The following is a 15,813-nucleotide window of genomic DNA, read 5'->3' on the forward strand; positions in this document are numbered from 1 at the left end:
CATGCCGCCGATGGTAGGCGACCTGTAACGTTGACGGTCATGAGTGAGAACAGCAAGTACGACCTGATCGTCGTCGGCAGCGGATTTTTCGGACTGACCGTCGCCGAGCGTGCCGCCAGCCAGCTGAACAAGAAGGTGCTCGTCATCGAGCGTCGCAGCCACATCGGCGGCAACGCCTACTCTGAGGCGGAGCCTTCCACCGGTATCGAGATCCACAAGTACGGTGCCCACCTGTTCCACACCTCCAACAAGAGGGTCTGGGACTACGTCAACCAGTTCACTGAGTTCACGGACTACCAGCACCGTGTGTTCGCCATGCATGACGGCACCGCCTACCAGTTCCCCATGGGACTCGGCCTGATCAACCAGTTCTTCGGCCGCTACTACAGCCCGGACGAGGCGAAGGCCCTGATCAGGGAACAGACTGACGGCCTGAACCCGGAGGACGCCCGGAACCTGGAGGAGAAGGGAATCTCCCTGATCGGCCGTCCCCTCTACGAGGCATTCGTGCGTGACTACACCGCGAAGCAGTGGCAGACCGATCCGAAGGAACTCCCGGCGTCCAACATCTCCCGCCTGCCGGTCCGGTACACCTTCAACAACCGCTACTTCAACGACACCTACGAGGGACTGCCCGTCGACGGCTACACCGCGTGGCTGGAGAACATGGCGGCCGACGACAACATCGAGGTGCGCCTCGACACCGACTGGTTCGACGTCCGTGACAGTGTCCGCGCAGCCAACCCGGACGCCCCGGTTGTCTACACCGGGCCGCTCGACCTCTACTTCGGTTACTCGGAGGGACGCCTCGGGTGGCGCACCCTCGACTTCGAGACCGAGGTGCTGGACACCGGGGACTTCCAGGGGACCCCGGTGATGAACTACAACGACGCCGATGTCCCGTGGACCCGGATCCACGAGTTCCGGCACTTCCACCCGGAGAGGAAGAACTACCCGACGGACAAGACCGTCATCATGAAGGAGTTCAGCCGCTTCGCCGAAGGTGACGATGAACCGTACTACCCCATCAACACCCCCGAGGACCGGGAGAAGCTGCTGCGCTACCGCGAACTTGCAGAGGCGGAGACCGGGGACAACAGGGTCTTCTTCGGTGGCAGACTCGGCACCTACCAGTACCTCGACATGCACATGGCCATCGGATCTGCGCTGACCATGTTCGAGAACAAGATCTCGCCGCTGCTGGGCTGACGCCCGGCACAGTCCGGCACAGTCCGGTGAAGCCCGGCCGGACTGCTCCTGTCGCCGGGGGATCGCCGGACATTCCTCCCCGCACCCCCGCAGCGTAGTCTGAAAGATCATGAGCGAGAACACGGCGTCCACCCCGAACACCCCGTCCACCACCTGGAAAGAGCACCCCTGGTGGGATGTCTACCCCGAATGGACGAGGCCTGAACTCGACTACGACGCCGAGAACGAACGCACCCTCGCCGAGATCTTCGACCATGCGGTGAAGACCTGGCCCGAACGGCCGGCGATGACCTTCTTCGGGACCACGGTGTCCTACCGGGAGTACGGACGCCAGGTCAGTGTCTGCGCCGCGATGCTGCACAACCGTGGCGTGCGCAAGGGCGACAGGGTCGCTGTCGCCCTGCCGAACTGCCCGCAGGCGCTCATCACTTTCTACGCCGTCCTGTCCCTGGGCGCCACCGTCACCCTGCACAATCCGCTGTACACCGCCAGGGAACTCACGGTCGCCTTCCGCGACCACGGGGCGAAGGTGGGCGTGTTCTGGGACAAGGCGGTCGATGTCGCACGGGAACTGCGGACGGTCTCTCCGCTGGAACAGATCATCCCGGTGACCATCACCCGGGCGATGCCCTGGTACCTCCAGGCCGCGCTGAAGATCCCGGTCAAACCGCTGAAGGCCCTGCGCGGTGAACTGGCCGGCTCCACCGAGGGGCTCACCGAGTGGGCGGACCTGATGAAGGACGCCTCGGAGTCGGAGGGACGCGCCCTCATCGAGACCGCCGACGTCCGCCCCGAGGACATCGCCCTGGTGCTCTACACCTCCGGCACGACGGGATCGCCGAAAGGCGCGGGCCTGTCCCACGCCAACCTGTGCGCCAACATCATCCAGGGCCGTGACTGGGTCCCGGGGCTCGGCAGTGACGAGGAACCTGAGCGGATGCTCGCAGCTCTCCCGATCTTCCACGCCTACGGTCTGACGATGAACATCACCCTCGGCCCGTTGATCGGGGGGACGGTGCTGCTGCTGCCGGCGCCGAAGCGGCCACTGCTCGCCGGTGCCATGAAGAAGCAGAAGCCGACGTGGATCCCCGGTGTCCCTGCCCTCTACCAGACGATCATGGACCTCGCGGAGAAGCAGAACATCGACATCTCCGGGGTGAAGGCGTCGTTCTCAGGGGCGTCCGGACTGCCGGTGGAGGTGGTCAGACGCTGGGAGAATCTGACCGGTGGCCTGCTGGTCGAAGGGTACGGTCTCACCGAAACGTCGCCGATCGTGCTCGGTAACCCCATGAGTCCCGACCGTCGGCCCGGCTATGTCGGTGTCCCCTTCCCCGACACGCAGGTCCGGGTGGTCTCGCAGGATGACCCCACCGTGGTGCTGCCCGACGGTGAGGCCGGTGAGCTCGTGGTCCGCGGTCCCCAGGTCTTCGGCGGCTACCTCAACCGGCCGGACGCCGACGCGGAGGTGTTCGTCCCCGGAGAGGACGGCCTGGGTGACTGGTTCCGTACCGGTGACATGGCTGTGATGGAGTCCGACGGTTTCGTGAAGATCGTCTCCCGGATCAAGGAGATGATCGTCACCGGCGGTTTCAACGTGTACCCGCAGGAGGTTGAGGAGGTGCTCACCGAGCACCCGTCGGTCGCGCAGGCGAGCGTGGTGGGCCTGCCCCGGGTCGACGGCTCCGAGACTGTTGCCGCGGCGATCGTCCTCGCCGACGGTGCCCGCCTGGACGAGGAGATCCTCAAGGAACACTGCCGTGCGGGCCTGGCCCGGTACAAGGTGCCCCGCGTGTTCAAGGTGTTCACCGAGCTTCCCGCCGACCAGCTGGGGAAGGTGCGCCGGGTCGAGGTGCGCAAGGAGATGACGGAGGAGTAGACGCCGCCCACAGTCGGGCGTAGCGCCCCTTCGCGGCGATCAGCGTCCCGTGCGTGCCGGACTCCACGATCCGTCCCCCGTCCAACACCACGACGAGGTCCGCCCGGGCCGCCTGACTCAGCCGGTGGGCGACGATGACCGAGGTCCTGTCGCGGGTGACGGCGTCGACCGCGGCGTCCAGCCTGTCGTCGGTGCCCGCGTGGGCGGTCGCCTCGTCGAGAACCACCACCGGCGGGTCCGCGAGCAGGACCCGGGCCAGCGCCAGCTGCTGCACCTGCGCTTCGTCGAGCACGTCCGTGGAATCCAGGCCCAGGATGCGTACCCATCCGGCACCCACCGCGTCCGTCGCAGCGAGGAGTTCCGCGTCCGTGGCAGTCGGCGCGACCAGCCGCAGATTGTCCGCCACCGACCCCGAGAACCGGTGGATCTCCTGGGTCACCAGCAGGACGGCAGGGCTCCCGGGTGGCAGGGAGGACGCCGCCTCCTGCGCCGGGACCCCGCCGACGAGCACCTCACCGGACGTGGGACGCAGGGCACCGGCGATGAGCCGGGCCACCGTCGACTTGCCTGAACCGGACGCCCCGACGAGTACGACGCGCGCCCCGTCCGGGACTGTCAGCGTCACCCTGTCGAGAACTGTGCGGCCTGCTGCCCCGGATGCCGGAGAAGACACCGGGGCAGGTACAGCAGGGGACTCAGAGGCGGAGAGGGAAAGGGAGGGGGGAAGGGACGGGTAGGCGAACGAGACCTCCCGGAGCTGCACACCGGCACCTGCCACCGGCGTCGCAGGTGCCGCCTCCACCGGGACCTGCAGCACCCCGACCAGTCGGGCCAGGCCCACCTCAGCGCGCTGCAGGTCGTCGACACCGGCGAGAAGGTCACTGACCGGGGCGAAGAACCGCTGGAAGAACAGGGCACCCGTGGTCGCCGCCCCCACAGTGAGAACTCCCGCCTCCACCTGCCGGAACCCCACGGCGAGAACAGCGGCGAGACCGAGGAACTCCGCGGTGTTCAGACCGGCGTTGAAGCCGTTGCGGACCTTCGTCGCCGCCCGGCCGATCTCCACGGCGGCCAGACTGCGCGACGCGATCAGAGCCAGACGGGCAGGCTCCACGGCATGGGCCCGCACGGTCGCGGCACCCGTGACAGACTCGATGAGCGCCTGACCGCGCTCGGCCTCCGTCCTCTGCTGACGAACATACAGGGGCCGTGACCTGCGCAGGAAACGGCGTCCTGCGAAAAGCTGCACAGGGAGGACAGTCAGGGCGGCCAACCCTGTCAGCGGGTCCAGCACGGCGAAGCCCGCGGCAGTGACCAGCAGTGTCACCACGGCCTGCGTGCTACGTGGCAGCACCTCCGTCACTGCACCGGTGACGGACTCGACGTCCCCGGTGACCCGGGAGACGATGTCACCGCTGCCGGCGGACTCCACCAGACCGGCATCCAGGCGGACCGCGGCGTCCACCACCTGTTCCCGCAGGTCCGCCAGGGCTGACTGCAGGGCGCGGACCAGTATCCGACCGCCCCACAGCACCAGCAGGGCTGCGCACACCCCGGTCACGAGCACCAGAGCGACCGTCACCGCCAGCCTTCCGGGACCGTTCCCGGCGATGACGTCGTCGACGATGCGGCCCTGCGGTGCCGGGACGCCGAGACCGGCGGTGGCACCGGCGGCGAGGAGCACCGCCGCACCGGACAGCGGCCGCAGGTACGGGCGCAGCAGGGCCCGGGCCGCCCGGGCGGTGTCCGGTACCGACGCCTCGGGAAGCCTGGCGGCGACGTTCACGCTCACGCCGTCACCCCCGCGTCCACGACCACGGGGCAGGCGTCCAGGAGCTGCCGGTCGGAGGTGACGACCACGACCGCCCGGTCACCGGCGGCGACCAGGTCAGCCATCCTCGCTGCCACGTTGCCGCAGGTCACCGGGTCCAGTGCTGTGAGTGGTTCGTCAAGGACCAGGACCGGCCCGGACGTGTGCAGTGCCCTGGCGAGCACGACCCTCTGACGTTGCCCACCGGACAGGCGGTGCCCGCCCTCACCCAGCTGGGCGTCGGCGGAGCCCAGGTGGGCGATAACATCGTCGAGTGCGGTGGCGGTGACGACCGCCTCATCGAGCGCCCCGGGACCGAGGGTCACATTCTCCCGCAGGGTACCGGTGAACACCGAGGCCGAGTGCGGTGGGGCGGTGACACGGCGACGCCACGCGTCCGGTCCGACGGACAGGGCGTCCTCCCCGGAGAACGTGAGCTCGCCGGGGGAGGGGAGGGTCCGGTATCCCAGCCGGTCGGCGACGCGCCGGGCGGTTCCGGCGTCCGGCACGCTGATGCCGGTGAGTCGGCCGGGGACGGCGTGGACGCGGACCCCGCCGGTCACCCAGGTCAGCACACCGTCTCCGTCACAGTTGCCGTTTCCTCTGCCGTTTCCTCTGCCGGCACCGTCGGCGGTGGCCGTGGCGTCCTCCCCCTCCGGCAGTCCGTAGTCTTCGGCGAGAAGGTCTCTCAGCCGCGCGGCGGAGGCCCGCTTGTACGCCCAGTTCGCGCCGAAGGTGCCGATGTGTGCCAGGGACCCCTTGAGGAACTGTGCCAGTCCGATGACCGTGACAAGCTGGCCGGGGGTCACCGAACCGTTGACGGTCAACCACCCGGCGGCGAAGGTGAGAACAGCCAGGTAGAGCAGTGACACGACCTCACTGACGGCGTCATAGGAACGCAGGGAGACCGCGGAGGCCACCGCCGTGTCGCGGGAATGCCTGCTGGCGGCACGGTAACGGCGGCTGATCTCGTCCCGTGCCCCGAGACCGCGGATGATGCGCAGCCCTGCCATCGCGTCCGCGGCGACCTCGGAGGCGCAGGCGACGGCGCTCTGCTCCTCACGGCCGCGGGCGAACATGGGGCGGGACAGGCGTTGCATGAGCAGGAGCACCACCACGGCGCCGAGGAACACCCCGACGCCCAGGGGTACGGAGATGAGCAGCAGTGCGACCGTGGCGGCGAGCAGACCGGCCACCGTCGCTCCCTGCTGTACGACCGACCAGGCGACCCCGGCGACCTGGAAGGTGTCGTTCGAGGCGACGGAGAGAACCTCCCCGGTGGTGCGCCGTCGACCGGCGGTGCCCCGGGGGTGCAGCACCCGGCCCACGGCGAGCTGCCGCAGGTCGTGTTCACCGTGGCCGTAGACCCGCACCATGCCGAGCATGGCCCACTGGTATGCCGAGGACATGACCACGAAGGACGCCCCGAGCACGCCGAGCCAGAACACCAGTGCGGTGGCGTCGCCCGGGATCACGGCCCGGTCGATCACCGTTCCGATGAGCAGGGGAACGGAGGCCTCACCGAGACTGTGGACCACCAGGCCGAGAGTGCAGGCGATGAGTCGCCGCGAACGGCCGTCGCGGGTGAGCGCGGTGCGCAGCATGTCCGACGTGGTGACGGTGGAAGGGGCGGCGGTGGAAGTCGCGGCGGGCGGAGGTGGCGCGGGCATGGTCCTGACGCTAGGGGCCGGCGGACGCGCCTGGAGGACGACCGTTGCCGTGCGGCGGACAGTGTCCGCACGGGTGCTCCGGACGCTCCGGATGTCGCGGGCGCTCCGGACGCTCCGGATGTCGCGGATGTCCGCGGGGACGGAGAAAGTGTCCTCCCGGGGAAGGTGAGGCTGACTAGCGTTCTGCAGGTAACAGCATGCGACGGAAGGAAAACACTGTGTCAGACACCCCGGTACCTGTGATGACGGCAGGAGGACCCGGTCTCCGGTTCCCCGGGAGGATCAGGGCGCTCCTGGCGGTACTTGTCGCGGTCACTGTCGCGGCAGCCGGAGCCCTCACCGCCTGCTCCTCCTCCGACGGTGACAGTGCGCCGGACGACAGGCGGGTCTTCGCCGACGCCGAAGAGGGAGCATTCCCGGTCACCGTCGACCATGCCTACGGAAGCACCACCGTCGAGGCACAGCCGCAGCGGGTGGTGGTCGTCGGGTGGGCGGGCTCCGACATCGCCGTGCAGCTCGGGACGGTACCGGTGGCGCAGGGGACCGCGGGTGGCGACGGAGAGAGTGCGGAATACTACCCGTGGTTCCGCGAAGCCGTCGACGCACTGGGCGCTCCACTGCCCGCGACCGATCCGTCACTGGAACGTGGTGACGTGAACACCGAATTCGTCCTGGAGCAGAACCCCGACCTCATTCTCGCGGTGAACTCCGGGATCACGGAGGACGAGTACAGGAAGCTGTCAGACATCGCACCGACCGTGGCCTTCCCCGACGAACCCTGGGCTACCTCGGCGGAAGATCATCTGGACATGGTCGCCAGGGCACTGGGGCGTCCTTCACAGGCAGAGAAGATCACGGGGGACCTGGACGCGAAAATCGCGGAGAGCGCTGACAGTCACAGGGAACTCGACGGGAAGACCTTCCTCTACGGATTCCTTCCCGAGGACGGCCAGACCGTGATCTTCTCCGACCAGGATGCCCGGGTGAAGACACTCCAGAAACTCGGCCTGGTCGATTCCCCGGACCTCGGCAGGCTCGCCGCCGAGGCGGACGGTGCCTCCAGTTTCAACGTCTCGGTCGAGAAGCTGGTCGGCACGACCGCCGACCTGTACGTCACCGGTACCGACCGGGAGTCGTGGGACGAGGCGCTCCGATCCAACCGTGCCTTCGCGTCCTGGGGGCCGGTCGGAGCAGGTCATACCGCGCTGATCACTGACAAGGACGTGAGCCTGGCGTTGTCGGTCTCCACACCGTTGAGTCTGGCGTGGGCGATCGACGACATCGCCGACGTGTTGTCCGCTGCCGCCCGGTAGCCGGAAAGCGGGCGGCCATGGTCCGTCCGCGGATGAAAAGTGCACGCCAGACCGGGGTGAGCCTACCTGGGCTCTCCTGAAACAGAGATCCTGAAACAGAGATCCTCCGACCGAGAGAGAATGTCATGAACCTCCGTCAACTCACGACGGTCCGCGCCCGCCGTGTCCGCCGCACTGTAATGACTCTGGCAGCCACCGTCGGCGTCCTCGCGGCGTCGGCCTGCAGCTCCGGTGGCAACAATGCCGGAGGTGACACATCCACGCGCACCGTTGCCAGTGCATACGGTGACATCGAGGTGCCGGAGGATCCGGAGCGGGTGGTTGCGGTCACCTATGACACTCCGCTGCAGCTCAGGTCTCTCGGAATCACCCCGGTCGCCACCCTTGACTATTCAATGTCGGGAGACGGGCTCACTGAGGAGCAGCAGAGGTATCTTGCTGCACCGGATTCGGTCGGGAGTGCCGGATCACTGGATTTCGAGGCTGTGGCGAAAGCCGAACCGGATCTCATCGTGGGCGACGCCATGGCTCTCGGGGACGGGGACTACGAGCGGCTCGCGGCCATTGCGCCGACAGTTCTGGTCCGCACAGGAAACTGGGGAGACTGGCAGGGTGTCACGGCCGGAATCGCAGAGGCCGTAGGGAGAACGGGAGAGCTTTCCGAAGGGAAGAAGCGATACGAACAGCATCTTGCCGAGCTCGGCGAGAAGTACCGTGACGTGCTGGAGGACACGACTTTCGCGTCTGTCGCGCCGATGGATGAGAACAGTTTTGCCGTGCACTATCCCACTGGTCCGGCAGGTGCTGTCTACCGGGAGATCGGTATGCGGACGGCATCGTCGATTCCGTCCGGAGACTTTCCCAACGGATGGGAGAAATACTCGGATGAGAGGATAACTGACGTGCTGGGAGAGGCTGACGTCGTCATTGTTCCCGCGGGACCCGACGGCAGTGTCCTTACGGATGTTGCATCGTTGACGGACAATGTCCAGTTCCAGAACCTCAGGGCAGCGAAAGAAGAGAAGGTGTTCGGGGTATTCGTACAGATCACGGATTATTCGACGGCAGAGAGTTTCTTGAGCGCTGTCGAGAAATCCGTGCTCAGACCCCTGCAGGAGTGACAGCTTCCGTTCCCCGGCCGAACCGGTGGTCCCCGACCACCTCCTCTCCGCCGGTGAGCTGACGCGGAGGTGCCGGCAGGAGTCCCTCTGACAAAGATGGCGAATGTGATGGACGCCTCGGCCCAGATGGCTTTCCGTACCTGCGGCAACTGTGGATCGGTCAGTGTCTCCGGATGCATGTGCCGTGCCCGCCACGCCGCCGCACCTGTCCGCTGCGCGAAGATTTCGCCGGGTAGGGTTGCCTCACTGAACATGGCGTAGACGGCCCGGGGAATACGGTGCCGTGACACCTCCGCCACATGACGAGAGGCTGACAGAAGCACATGACCAGCAGTGATGAAAAGTACCCTGCCGACTATGTTCCCCGTGTCCACCGTGCAGGGGTTCTGGCCGTGACCCGGGTGGGGACCGCGATGGTGCGTGTCACCCTCGGCGGAACGGACATGGCGGACTATCCGACGACCGGTGTCGGTGACGAGTGGATCCGGATCTTCTTCCCTGACTCGCCGGCAGAGCCTGTCCGTCTTCCGGAACTGCAGGGCCGGGGCTGGGTGTACGACGAGGGGGTGGAGCCGTCTGAGATGCGCACCTACACGGTCAGGGCCTGGCGGGCCGGGGAGATTGACGTGGACTTCGTCGTCCACGGCGACGGTGTCGCCACCACCTGGGCCACGACCGTGGAAACAGGTGGCGAGGTCGGCCTCACCCCACCGGTCGGCGTCTACGACCGTCCTCCTGAGGCCACCCGCCAGGTGCTCTTCTGCGACGAACCAGGTCTTCCCGCGGCACTCCGGATCATCGAGACCGCTCCGGCCACAGTGTCCTCGGTACTGGTGTGCGAAGTCCGTGCCGAAGGCTACGGGATAGTCCCGTCCAGAGATGACGTCGAGTGCATCTGGCTCCCCGGTTCCGGCAACGGTGTCGCGGAAAGCAGGATCCCCGACGTCCTCTCCGACATGGAGATCACCGGTCAGGACGCCGTGTGGGCGGCGACGGAGACCCGAACCTCGCGCGCGGTCCGGAAGATCCTGCGCCGGGACAAGGGCCTGGCCAGGGGAGCTGCAACGACGATGGGCTACTGGATCCACGACTCCGAACAGTGGCGTGCGACCTGGGACGCCCTCGGTCCCGACTTCGCCGACAAGGTCCGGGACATCTTCGACAGTGACCTCGATGACGACGAGAAGACCGCCGTCGTCGACGAACTCTACGGGAGCAGGGGACTGTGACCGCCGCAGTGACCGGTGCCGCCTTCCGGGGCACCGGGGACGCCGGGGACGCCGGGAGTTCAGGCGATGCGAGGGACGCGCTCATTCCGGGTGACTACCTGTTCACCCTGCGGGAACTGCGCTACCCCAGTCCCCTGGAACCTGAACTGTGCACCGGCCGGACCCACCGCCACGACAACCACCATGTGGTGTTCTTCTCGGTACGCGGTACCGCGCACGTGGACATCCGGGGCAACCGCCACCATCTTCCCCCCGGACTCGGACTGTTCGTACCGGCTTCAGTGGAGCATGTCTCGGACACTTCGGAGGACAGCACCCTCACCGCCGTGTACGTCCGGCCGTCAGCCTGGCAGGGCCCGGCCGGTGCTGTCCGGGATGTCACGGTCAACACGGCGACACGGGAACTGCTCCTGCACCTGGCCTACCGGGGAATGTCACGGGAACAGCGGTTCCGTGCCCAACGCCTGTGCCTGGAGTTCATGGCCGAGCCCGGGGCTCCGGGACTGGAACTGCCGTTGCCACGCAGTCCGCTGATCCAGCCGATCACCCGTCAGCTGCTCGAACATCCGGAGGACGCCCGTTCCCTCGATGACTGGGCGTGGCTGCTCGCCACGTCCGGTCGGACCATCGCCCGCGCCTTCCGGTCCGACACCGGGATGACGTTCAGTGAATGGCGGACCGTGGCCCGTATGTCCGCCGCCGTGCGGTTGCTGGGTGAGGGAACACCGGTCGGCACGGTGTCCCGCAGGGTCGGCTACACCAGTCCGAGTGCCTTCGCCACAGCGTTGAAGAGGATCACCGGCCGTGGCCCACAGGACTTCCGGACCCGGTGACAGGCGTGACGGCGGTCCCGTCAGACTCCGTGACCCACTGTCCGCTGAGCGAAGAATCCTGTCGTCCACCAGTGTGGACGCACTTCTACTGTCGACCAAGGTGACCCTGGCCTGACATGGCGGGGGCTTTCAGCAGAGGAGTGGACATGGCAACAGTGAAACTGCGACGCACGGCGTCCATGTGGCGTACGGCCGCGGCGGGAGTTCTCGCGGCGGTGACCCTGGGCGCGGCAGTGGCGTGCTCGTCCGGCGACGACGGGGACGAATCGACGTCCACTGATGGCAGGGCCGGTATTCACACGACAGACCCGCTGGGGCATTCTGTCGACCTGGACCATGATCCTGCTGCGGCGATGGGTTTCTACACCACTGACGTCGACATCCTCGCCACGCTCGACGTTCCACTGGCCTCCACACAGCCGGTGCGTGAGGGGTACGACAGCTTCCCGTCCTACTTCCCTCAGGACAAGCTGAAGAACGTGACCGACACGTTCGTCAACTACCCCGAGTTCAACTATGAGGCGGTGGCGGAAGCCGACCCTGATTTCATTCTCAACGGGATCGGCGGACTGGAGGAAGCTCACGACAGGTTGTCGGCGGTCGCCCCGACGTACTCGGACAACTCCTTTGACGGTGAACCATGGCTGGGGCACTTCGAAAGAACTGCCTCTGACCTTGGAAGAGAGAAACAGCTGGCGGCGTGGAAGGAGACTTATGAGGGGAAGACCGGGGCCGCTGCGTCGAAGATCGGATCCGCGGGTCTCGGGGATCTCACCGTGGCCACCTTGAACTTCTCCGACAACAGGTTCAGCCTCGGTTGCTACGCGGGACTGGAATGCGGGGTTTTCTCCGATCTGGGGCTCAGCCTCAAGGTCGGGGAGGAGGATGAGGATCTCGAACTGGGGATGGAACAGGTCAACCAGCTCGCAGACATTGATGCGGTGTGGTTCGGGACAGTCCGGGGGGCGGCTGACGACCCCGATTTCGTGGAAATGATGAACCAACTCAACGCAAGTCCGCAGTGGCGTGAACTCCCGTTCGTGAAGCAGAACAGGATCTACACCTACGACATGGAAATGCAGTACGGGTCCCCCTCAGGTGCTCTGGCGTTCGCCGACCAGGTGACCCGGGACCTTACTGAACAGCACTGACTCCAGGCACTCGATGAAGCACCGGGAAGGACACGGAGAATGAAGACATTTCTGCGACGCACGGCGTCCATGTGGCGTACGGCCGCGGCGGGAGTTCTCGCGGCGGTGACCCTGGGCGCGGCAGTGGCGTGCTCGTCCGGCGACGACGGAGACAGTGCCGCCGGTACATCCGGGGAGTCCGGTGACGGGAACTTCCCCGTCACCGTGGGGCACGTCTACGGTGAGACGGAGATTCCGGAGAAGCCGGAGCGGGTCGTGACGATCGGGTGGATCACCCACGACATCGTCGCCGCGCTCGGTACGGCTCCGGTAGGGGTCGACGAAACCTGGGGCGGGGACGACGAGGGCTTCACCCCGTGGTTCCGCCACCAGGTCCAGGATGTCCTCGGCGCGGACATGCCGGAGACGACGAACAGGGACGACGGCACGACAGACATCGAGAAGATCGCCACCCTGAAACCCGATCTCATCCTCGCCCCTCATTCGGGCGTCACCGCCGACGACTACAGCAAGCTCAGCAGCATCGCGCCCACGGTCGCCTACCAGGAGAAACCGTGGCAGTCGGGGAACTGGCAGGACCTCACCCGTACGGTGGCGAAGGCACTGGGGGAGGACGCCAGGGCCACCGAACTGATCTCCGAGACCGGGGACGCCATGGCCGCGGAGGCGGCGAAGCATCCGCAGCTGGCGGGTAAGAACTTCCTCTACGGGCTCACCCTGCCACCGGAGGGCTCCTCGAGCATCGGCATCTACGTGTCCGGGGATCCTCGGGTGGCGTTCCTGCGGGAGTTCGGGCTGGTGGACAGCCCCAGCCTGAAGACAGATCTCAATGTGGAGGACGCGGACTCCTTCTACGGGGACATTAGTCTCGAGAACCTGCAGCGGGTGAAGACTGACCTCTTTGTCGGATGGTCCGGCGGGCACGACGAGACCGAGGACACGCTCGACAATCCCGCGGTGGCCAGGTGGGAGCCGGTCAAGAGCGGTCACTACTACCTGATCGAGGACGAGACCCTGGCGTCGGCGACCAACGCGCCCAGTCCCCTGAGTATCCGATGGTCGCTCGACCAGGGATTCCTTGATGATCTGGCCTCGGCCGTCGACGGGGGTGCGGTGGTGCGCCCAGCCCGGTGACCTCGACCCCTGCGGGGCGGACCGCGGTGTGTGGAGCACCCGACCGACGCCGGAACAGGTCAAGAATTCGTCACTTTCGGACAACTGAATGTTCGGAGGAGAGGCTAGGCTACGAAGCCGGTAAGAATGCCCTGAATCACCACCTGCTCCACCACCTGCTCCACCGTCGGCGACAACCACCTGTGAACAGCGCCGGCGACAACCGTACCGAGACTGACGACAGACAGAGATGACACATCTGACCACCGACGCCCCACCGGACCCCGGCCCGGACGAGAACTCCGGCGGCACATCCGCGACCACCGGTACCGACCCTGAGACCGGCGGCGGAGGTCGCCGGGACAGAGGCATCAACGCCCGGCGTGCCCTGGGGCTGATCGTGCTTGTCGTGGCACTGGCACTGGCCTTCCTCGCCAGTCTCGCCCATGGTGCCAACCCGATCCCCTACGCCGATGTCTGGGACGCCATCTGGCACCGCGGTGAGAACGAGGCGTCCTGGATCGTCTGGGACCAGCGCCTGCCGCGCACCGTCATCGGCATCCTCACCGGAGCAGCTTTCGCGCTGGCAGGTGCACTGATCCAGGCACTGACCAGGAATCCGTTGGCGGACGCCGGGATCCTCGGCGTGAACGCCGGCGCCGGACTGGCGGTGACCGTCGGCGTGGGCGTCCTCGGGATCTCGGGGATCACCCAGTACATCTGGTTCGCCTTCCTCGGGGCCGCGGGGACGACAGTGCTCGTCTATGTCATCGGCGTCGCCGGAGGCGGCAGAGGAGCCAACCCGGCCACCCTGGTGCTCGCCGGTGTCGCCCTCGGTGCCGTGTTCGGAGGAGTCACCAGCTTCCTCACCCTCATCGACCCCGACACTTTCGAGTCGATCCGTAACTGGAACCTCGGTTCGGTGGCGCGGACCTCGCTGGAGGACGCGCGTTTCGTCATCCCGTTCCTGCTGCTCGGGTTCGTTCTCGCCGTGCTGGTGGCCACCGACCTGAACTCGATCGCCCTGGGTGACGACCTGGCCGCCTCCCTGGGAACCAGGGTGGTCAGGGCCCGTGTGGTCACCGTCGTAGCGGTCACAGTGCTCGCCGGCGGAGCGACCGCCCTGACCGGGGGCATCGGATTCGTGGGCCTGATGGTGCCCCATGTGGTGCGCTGGATCGTGGGCCCCGACCAGAGATGGATCTTCTTCTACTGTCTGCTGGGCGGACCCGTGATGGTCCTGCTGGCAGACACGCTCGGACGCGTCATCGCCCGTCCCGGTGAGATCGAGGTCGGCATCCTCACCGCCGTCATCGGTGCACCCGTCCTCATCGCGCTGGTCCGCCGGAAGAATGCGAGTGGTCTGTGAGTATCAGAGAGAGAATCAGGAACCACACCGGAGAATCCGGGATCGACTTCGGCTACCGCACCGTCGTTGTCCGTACCCCCCGGACCAGTGGCAGGGTCCATGTCCGTCTCGTGATCGTCGCCGTGTCCTTTCTCGTCGCCGCCGCCGTACTCGCGGTCGTGGCCATCGGCATCGGCGACTACCCGCTGAATCCCTGGCAGATCACCCGTGCGATCTTCGGCGACCCGGAGACCCGCTTCCACCGCATCGTCGTCGTGGAGTGGAGGATGCCCGTCGCCATCTCGGCGGTTGTCTTCGGGGCGCTGCTCGGGATCGGCGGGGCGGTATTCCAGTCGATGACGCGGAACCCGCTGGGCTCCCCGGACATCATCGGGTTCGACGCCGGCTCCTACACCGCCGTCACCCTGTGCATGCTCGCGTTCGGGGCGACCGCCTACTGGGACGTCGCCTTCGCCGCCATCATCGGGGGAATCATCACGGCGGGCATCGTCTTCCTCCTGGCGCGGAAGAACCGGAAGGTCGAGAGTTTCCGCCTCATCATCGTCGGTATCGGCGTCTCGGCCACGCTCGGCTCCCTGAACAGTTACCTGATCACCCGCGCCGATGTCGAGGACGCCATGATGGTCGGCTTCTGGTCCGCCGGTTCAATCAACCGGGTGACCTGGAACTCCCTGGTTCCGGTGCTCGTGCTCGCCGTTATCGTCCTCGCCGGTGTGGCACTGCTCGCACCGTCACTGCGGCAGATGGAACTCGGGGATGACGCCGCCACCACCCAGGGAATCAACGTGGAACGGACACGACTGCTGCTCATGGTCTTCGGCGTCGCCACGACAGCGCTCGTCACCGCCGCAGCCGGACCCATCAGCTTCATCGCGCTGGTCGCCCCGCAACTGGCACGGCGCATCGCGGGGACCCCGGGGGTGACGGTGCTCGGTGCCGCGGCGGTGGGGGCGGCCCTGCTCACGTTCGCCCACTTCCTGTCCCTGGTGATCGCACAGTTCTACCGGTCCATCCCCGTCGGACTGCTGACAGTGTCCGTCGGCGGTATCTACATGATCTGGCTGCTGATCCGCGAGGCACGGGTCCAGTACGGGACGCCGAAATGAGACGGGACACCGA

Annotated in this window: 13 protein-coding genes; 11 read left to right on the forward strand and 2 right to left on the reverse strand. The window is 66.8% G+C overall.

Annotation, left to right across the window (positions count from 1 at the left end; genetic code table 11):
• The first annotated feature begins 39 nt into the window (after nucleotides 1–39).
• Nucleotides 40–1,209 (forward strand): UDP-galactopyranose mutase, encoded by a 1,170-nt coding sequence (glf, locus tag E0E18_RS10110; RefSeq protein WP_130840619.1) that lies wholly within the window; start codon nucleotides 40–42, stop codon nucleotides 1,207–1,209.
• 109 nt (nucleotides 1,210–1,318) lie between these two features.
• Nucleotides 1,319–3,085 carry a long-chain-fatty-acid--CoA ligase gene (locus E0E18_RS10115; protein ID WP_066586380.1) on the forward strand — a complete coding sequence of 589 codons (1,767 nt, stop codon included), beginning with the start codon at nucleotides 1,319–1,321 and terminating at the stop codon, nucleotides 3,083–3,085.
• Here the strand turns inward: E0E18_RS10115 and E0E18_RS10120 are convergent.
• Together E0E18_RS10120 and E0E18_RS10125 are read right to left on the reverse strand one after the other, a co-directional pair.
• On the reverse strand, nucleotides 3,012–4,877 hold the full coding sequence (locus tag E0E18_RS10120) for an ABC transporter ATP-binding protein (protein WP_130840621.1): 1,866 nt from the start codon (nucleotides 4,875–4,877) through the stop codon (nucleotides 3,012–3,014). The two genes, E0E18_RS10115 and E0E18_RS10120, sit on opposite strands and share 74 nt — an antisense overlap.
• Nucleotides 4,874–6,565: an ABC transporter transmembrane domain-containing protein gene (locus E0E18_RS10125; protein WP_202616721.1), complete on the reverse strand. Its 1,692-nt coding sequence runs from the start codon at nucleotides 6,563–6,565 to the stop codon at nucleotides 4,874–4,876. The genes E0E18_RS10120 and E0E18_RS10125 overlap by 4 nt, the downstream gene beginning before the upstream one ends.
• Before the next feature lie 218 nt (nucleotides 6,566–6,783).
• Here E0E18_RS10125 and E0E18_RS10130 point away from each other — a divergent pair, with 218 nt between their 5' ends.
• From E0E18_RS10130 to E0E18_RS10165, 9 genes are all read left to right on the forward strand, one after another.
• Nucleotides 6,784–7,878: an ABC transporter substrate-binding protein gene (locus tag E0E18_RS10130; RefSeq protein WP_237559733.1), complete on the forward strand. Its 1,095-nt coding sequence runs from the start codon at nucleotides 6,784–6,786 to the stop codon at nucleotides 7,876–7,878.
• 296 nt (nucleotides 7,879–8,174) lie between these two features.
• On the forward strand, nucleotides 8,175–8,999 hold the full coding sequence (locus E0E18_RS10135; RefSeq protein ID WP_237559734.1) for an ABC transporter substrate-binding protein: 825 nt from the start codon (nucleotides 8,175–8,177) through the stop codon (nucleotides 8,997–8,999).
• A 96-nt stretch (nucleotides 9,000–9,095) separates the two neighbouring features.
• A complete protein-coding gene (locus tag E0E18_RS14025; RefSeq protein WP_202616722.1) occupies nucleotides 9,096–9,260 on the forward strand; it encodes a hypothetical protein in 165 nt (54 codons plus the stop codon).
• Between the two features lie 62 nt (nucleotides 9,261–9,322).
• On the forward strand, nucleotides 9,323–10,228 hold the full coding sequence (locus E0E18_RS10140) for a siderophore-interacting protein (RefSeq protein WP_066586404.1): 906 nt from the start codon (nucleotides 9,323–9,325) through the stop codon (nucleotides 10,226–10,228).
• Complete coding sequence (locus E0E18_RS10145; RefSeq protein ID WP_237559735.1) at nucleotides 10,225–11,061, forward strand: helix-turn-helix transcriptional regulator; 837 nt, start codon at nucleotides 10,225–10,227, stop codon at nucleotides 11,059–11,061. The genes E0E18_RS10140 and E0E18_RS10145 overlap by 4 nt, the downstream gene beginning before the upstream one ends.
• A 146-nt stretch (nucleotides 11,062–11,207) precedes the next feature.
• Nucleotides 11,208–12,212 carry an ABC transporter substrate-binding protein gene (locus E0E18_RS10150; protein WP_161972272.1) on the forward strand — a complete coding sequence of 335 codons (1,005 nt, stop codon included), beginning with the start codon at nucleotides 11,208–11,210 and terminating at the stop codon, nucleotides 12,210–12,212.
• Nucleotides 12,213–12,251: 39 nt separating this feature from the next.
• Nucleotides 12,252–13,346 (forward strand): iron-siderophore ABC transporter substrate-binding protein, encoded by a 1,095-nt coding sequence (locus E0E18_RS10155; protein WP_130840626.1) that lies wholly within the window; start codon nucleotides 12,252–12,254, stop codon nucleotides 13,344–13,346.
• 229 nt (nucleotides 13,347–13,575) lie between these two features.
• On the forward strand, nucleotides 13,576–14,694 hold the full coding sequence (locus tag E0E18_RS10160) for a FecCD family ABC transporter permease (RefSeq protein ID WP_337189537.1): 1,119 nt from the start codon (nucleotides 13,576–13,578) through the stop codon (nucleotides 14,692–14,694).
• Entirely contained in the window at nucleotides 14,691–15,800 is a 1,110-nt protein-coding gene (locus E0E18_RS10165; protein ID WP_130840628.1) for a FecCD family ABC transporter permease, read from the forward strand. Before E0E18_RS10160 ends, E0E18_RS10165 begins: the two co-directional genes overlap by 4 nt.
• Nucleotides 15,801–15,813 lie beyond the last annotated feature (13 nt).

Source organism: Corynebacterium neomassiliense, assembly GCF_900626215.1.
GTDB lineage: Bacteria > Actinomycetota > Actinomycetes > Mycobacteriales > Mycobacteriaceae > Corynebacterium > Corynebacterium neomassiliense.

Excerpts from the sequence above, each read along its gene's own strand:
- glf (WP_130840619.1), top strand. The coding sequence starts at position 40 with ATGAGTGAGAACAGCAAGTACGACCTGATCGTCGTCGGCAGCGGATTT.
- E0E18_RS10115 (WP_066586380.1), top strand. The coding sequence starts at position 1,319 with ATGAGCGAGAACACGGCGTCCACCCCGAACACCCCGTCCACCACCTGG.
- E0E18_RS10125 (WP_202616721.1), bottom strand. The coding sequence starts at position 6,565 with ATGCCCGCGCCACCTCCGCCCGCCGCGACTTCCACCGCCGCCCCTTCC.
- E0E18_RS14025 (WP_202616722.1), top strand. The coding sequence starts at position 9,096 with ATGGCGAATGTGATGGACGCCTCGGCCCAGATGGCTTTCCGTACCTGC.
- E0E18_RS10140 (WP_066586404.1), top strand. The coding sequence starts at position 9,323 with ATGACCAGCAGTGATGAAAAGTACCCTGCCGACTATGTTCCCCGTGTC.
- E0E18_RS10150 (WP_161972272.1), top strand. The coding sequence starts at position 11,208 with ATGGCAACAGTGAAACTGCGACGCACGGCGTCCATGTGGCGTACGGCC.
- E0E18_RS10155 (WP_130840626.1), top strand. The coding sequence starts at position 12,252 with ATGAAGACATTTCTGCGACGCACGGCGTCCATGTGGCGTACGGCCGCG.
- E0E18_RS10160 (WP_337189537.1), top strand. The coding sequence starts at position 13,576 with ATGACACATCTGACCACCGACGCCCCACCGGACCCCGGCCCGGACGAG.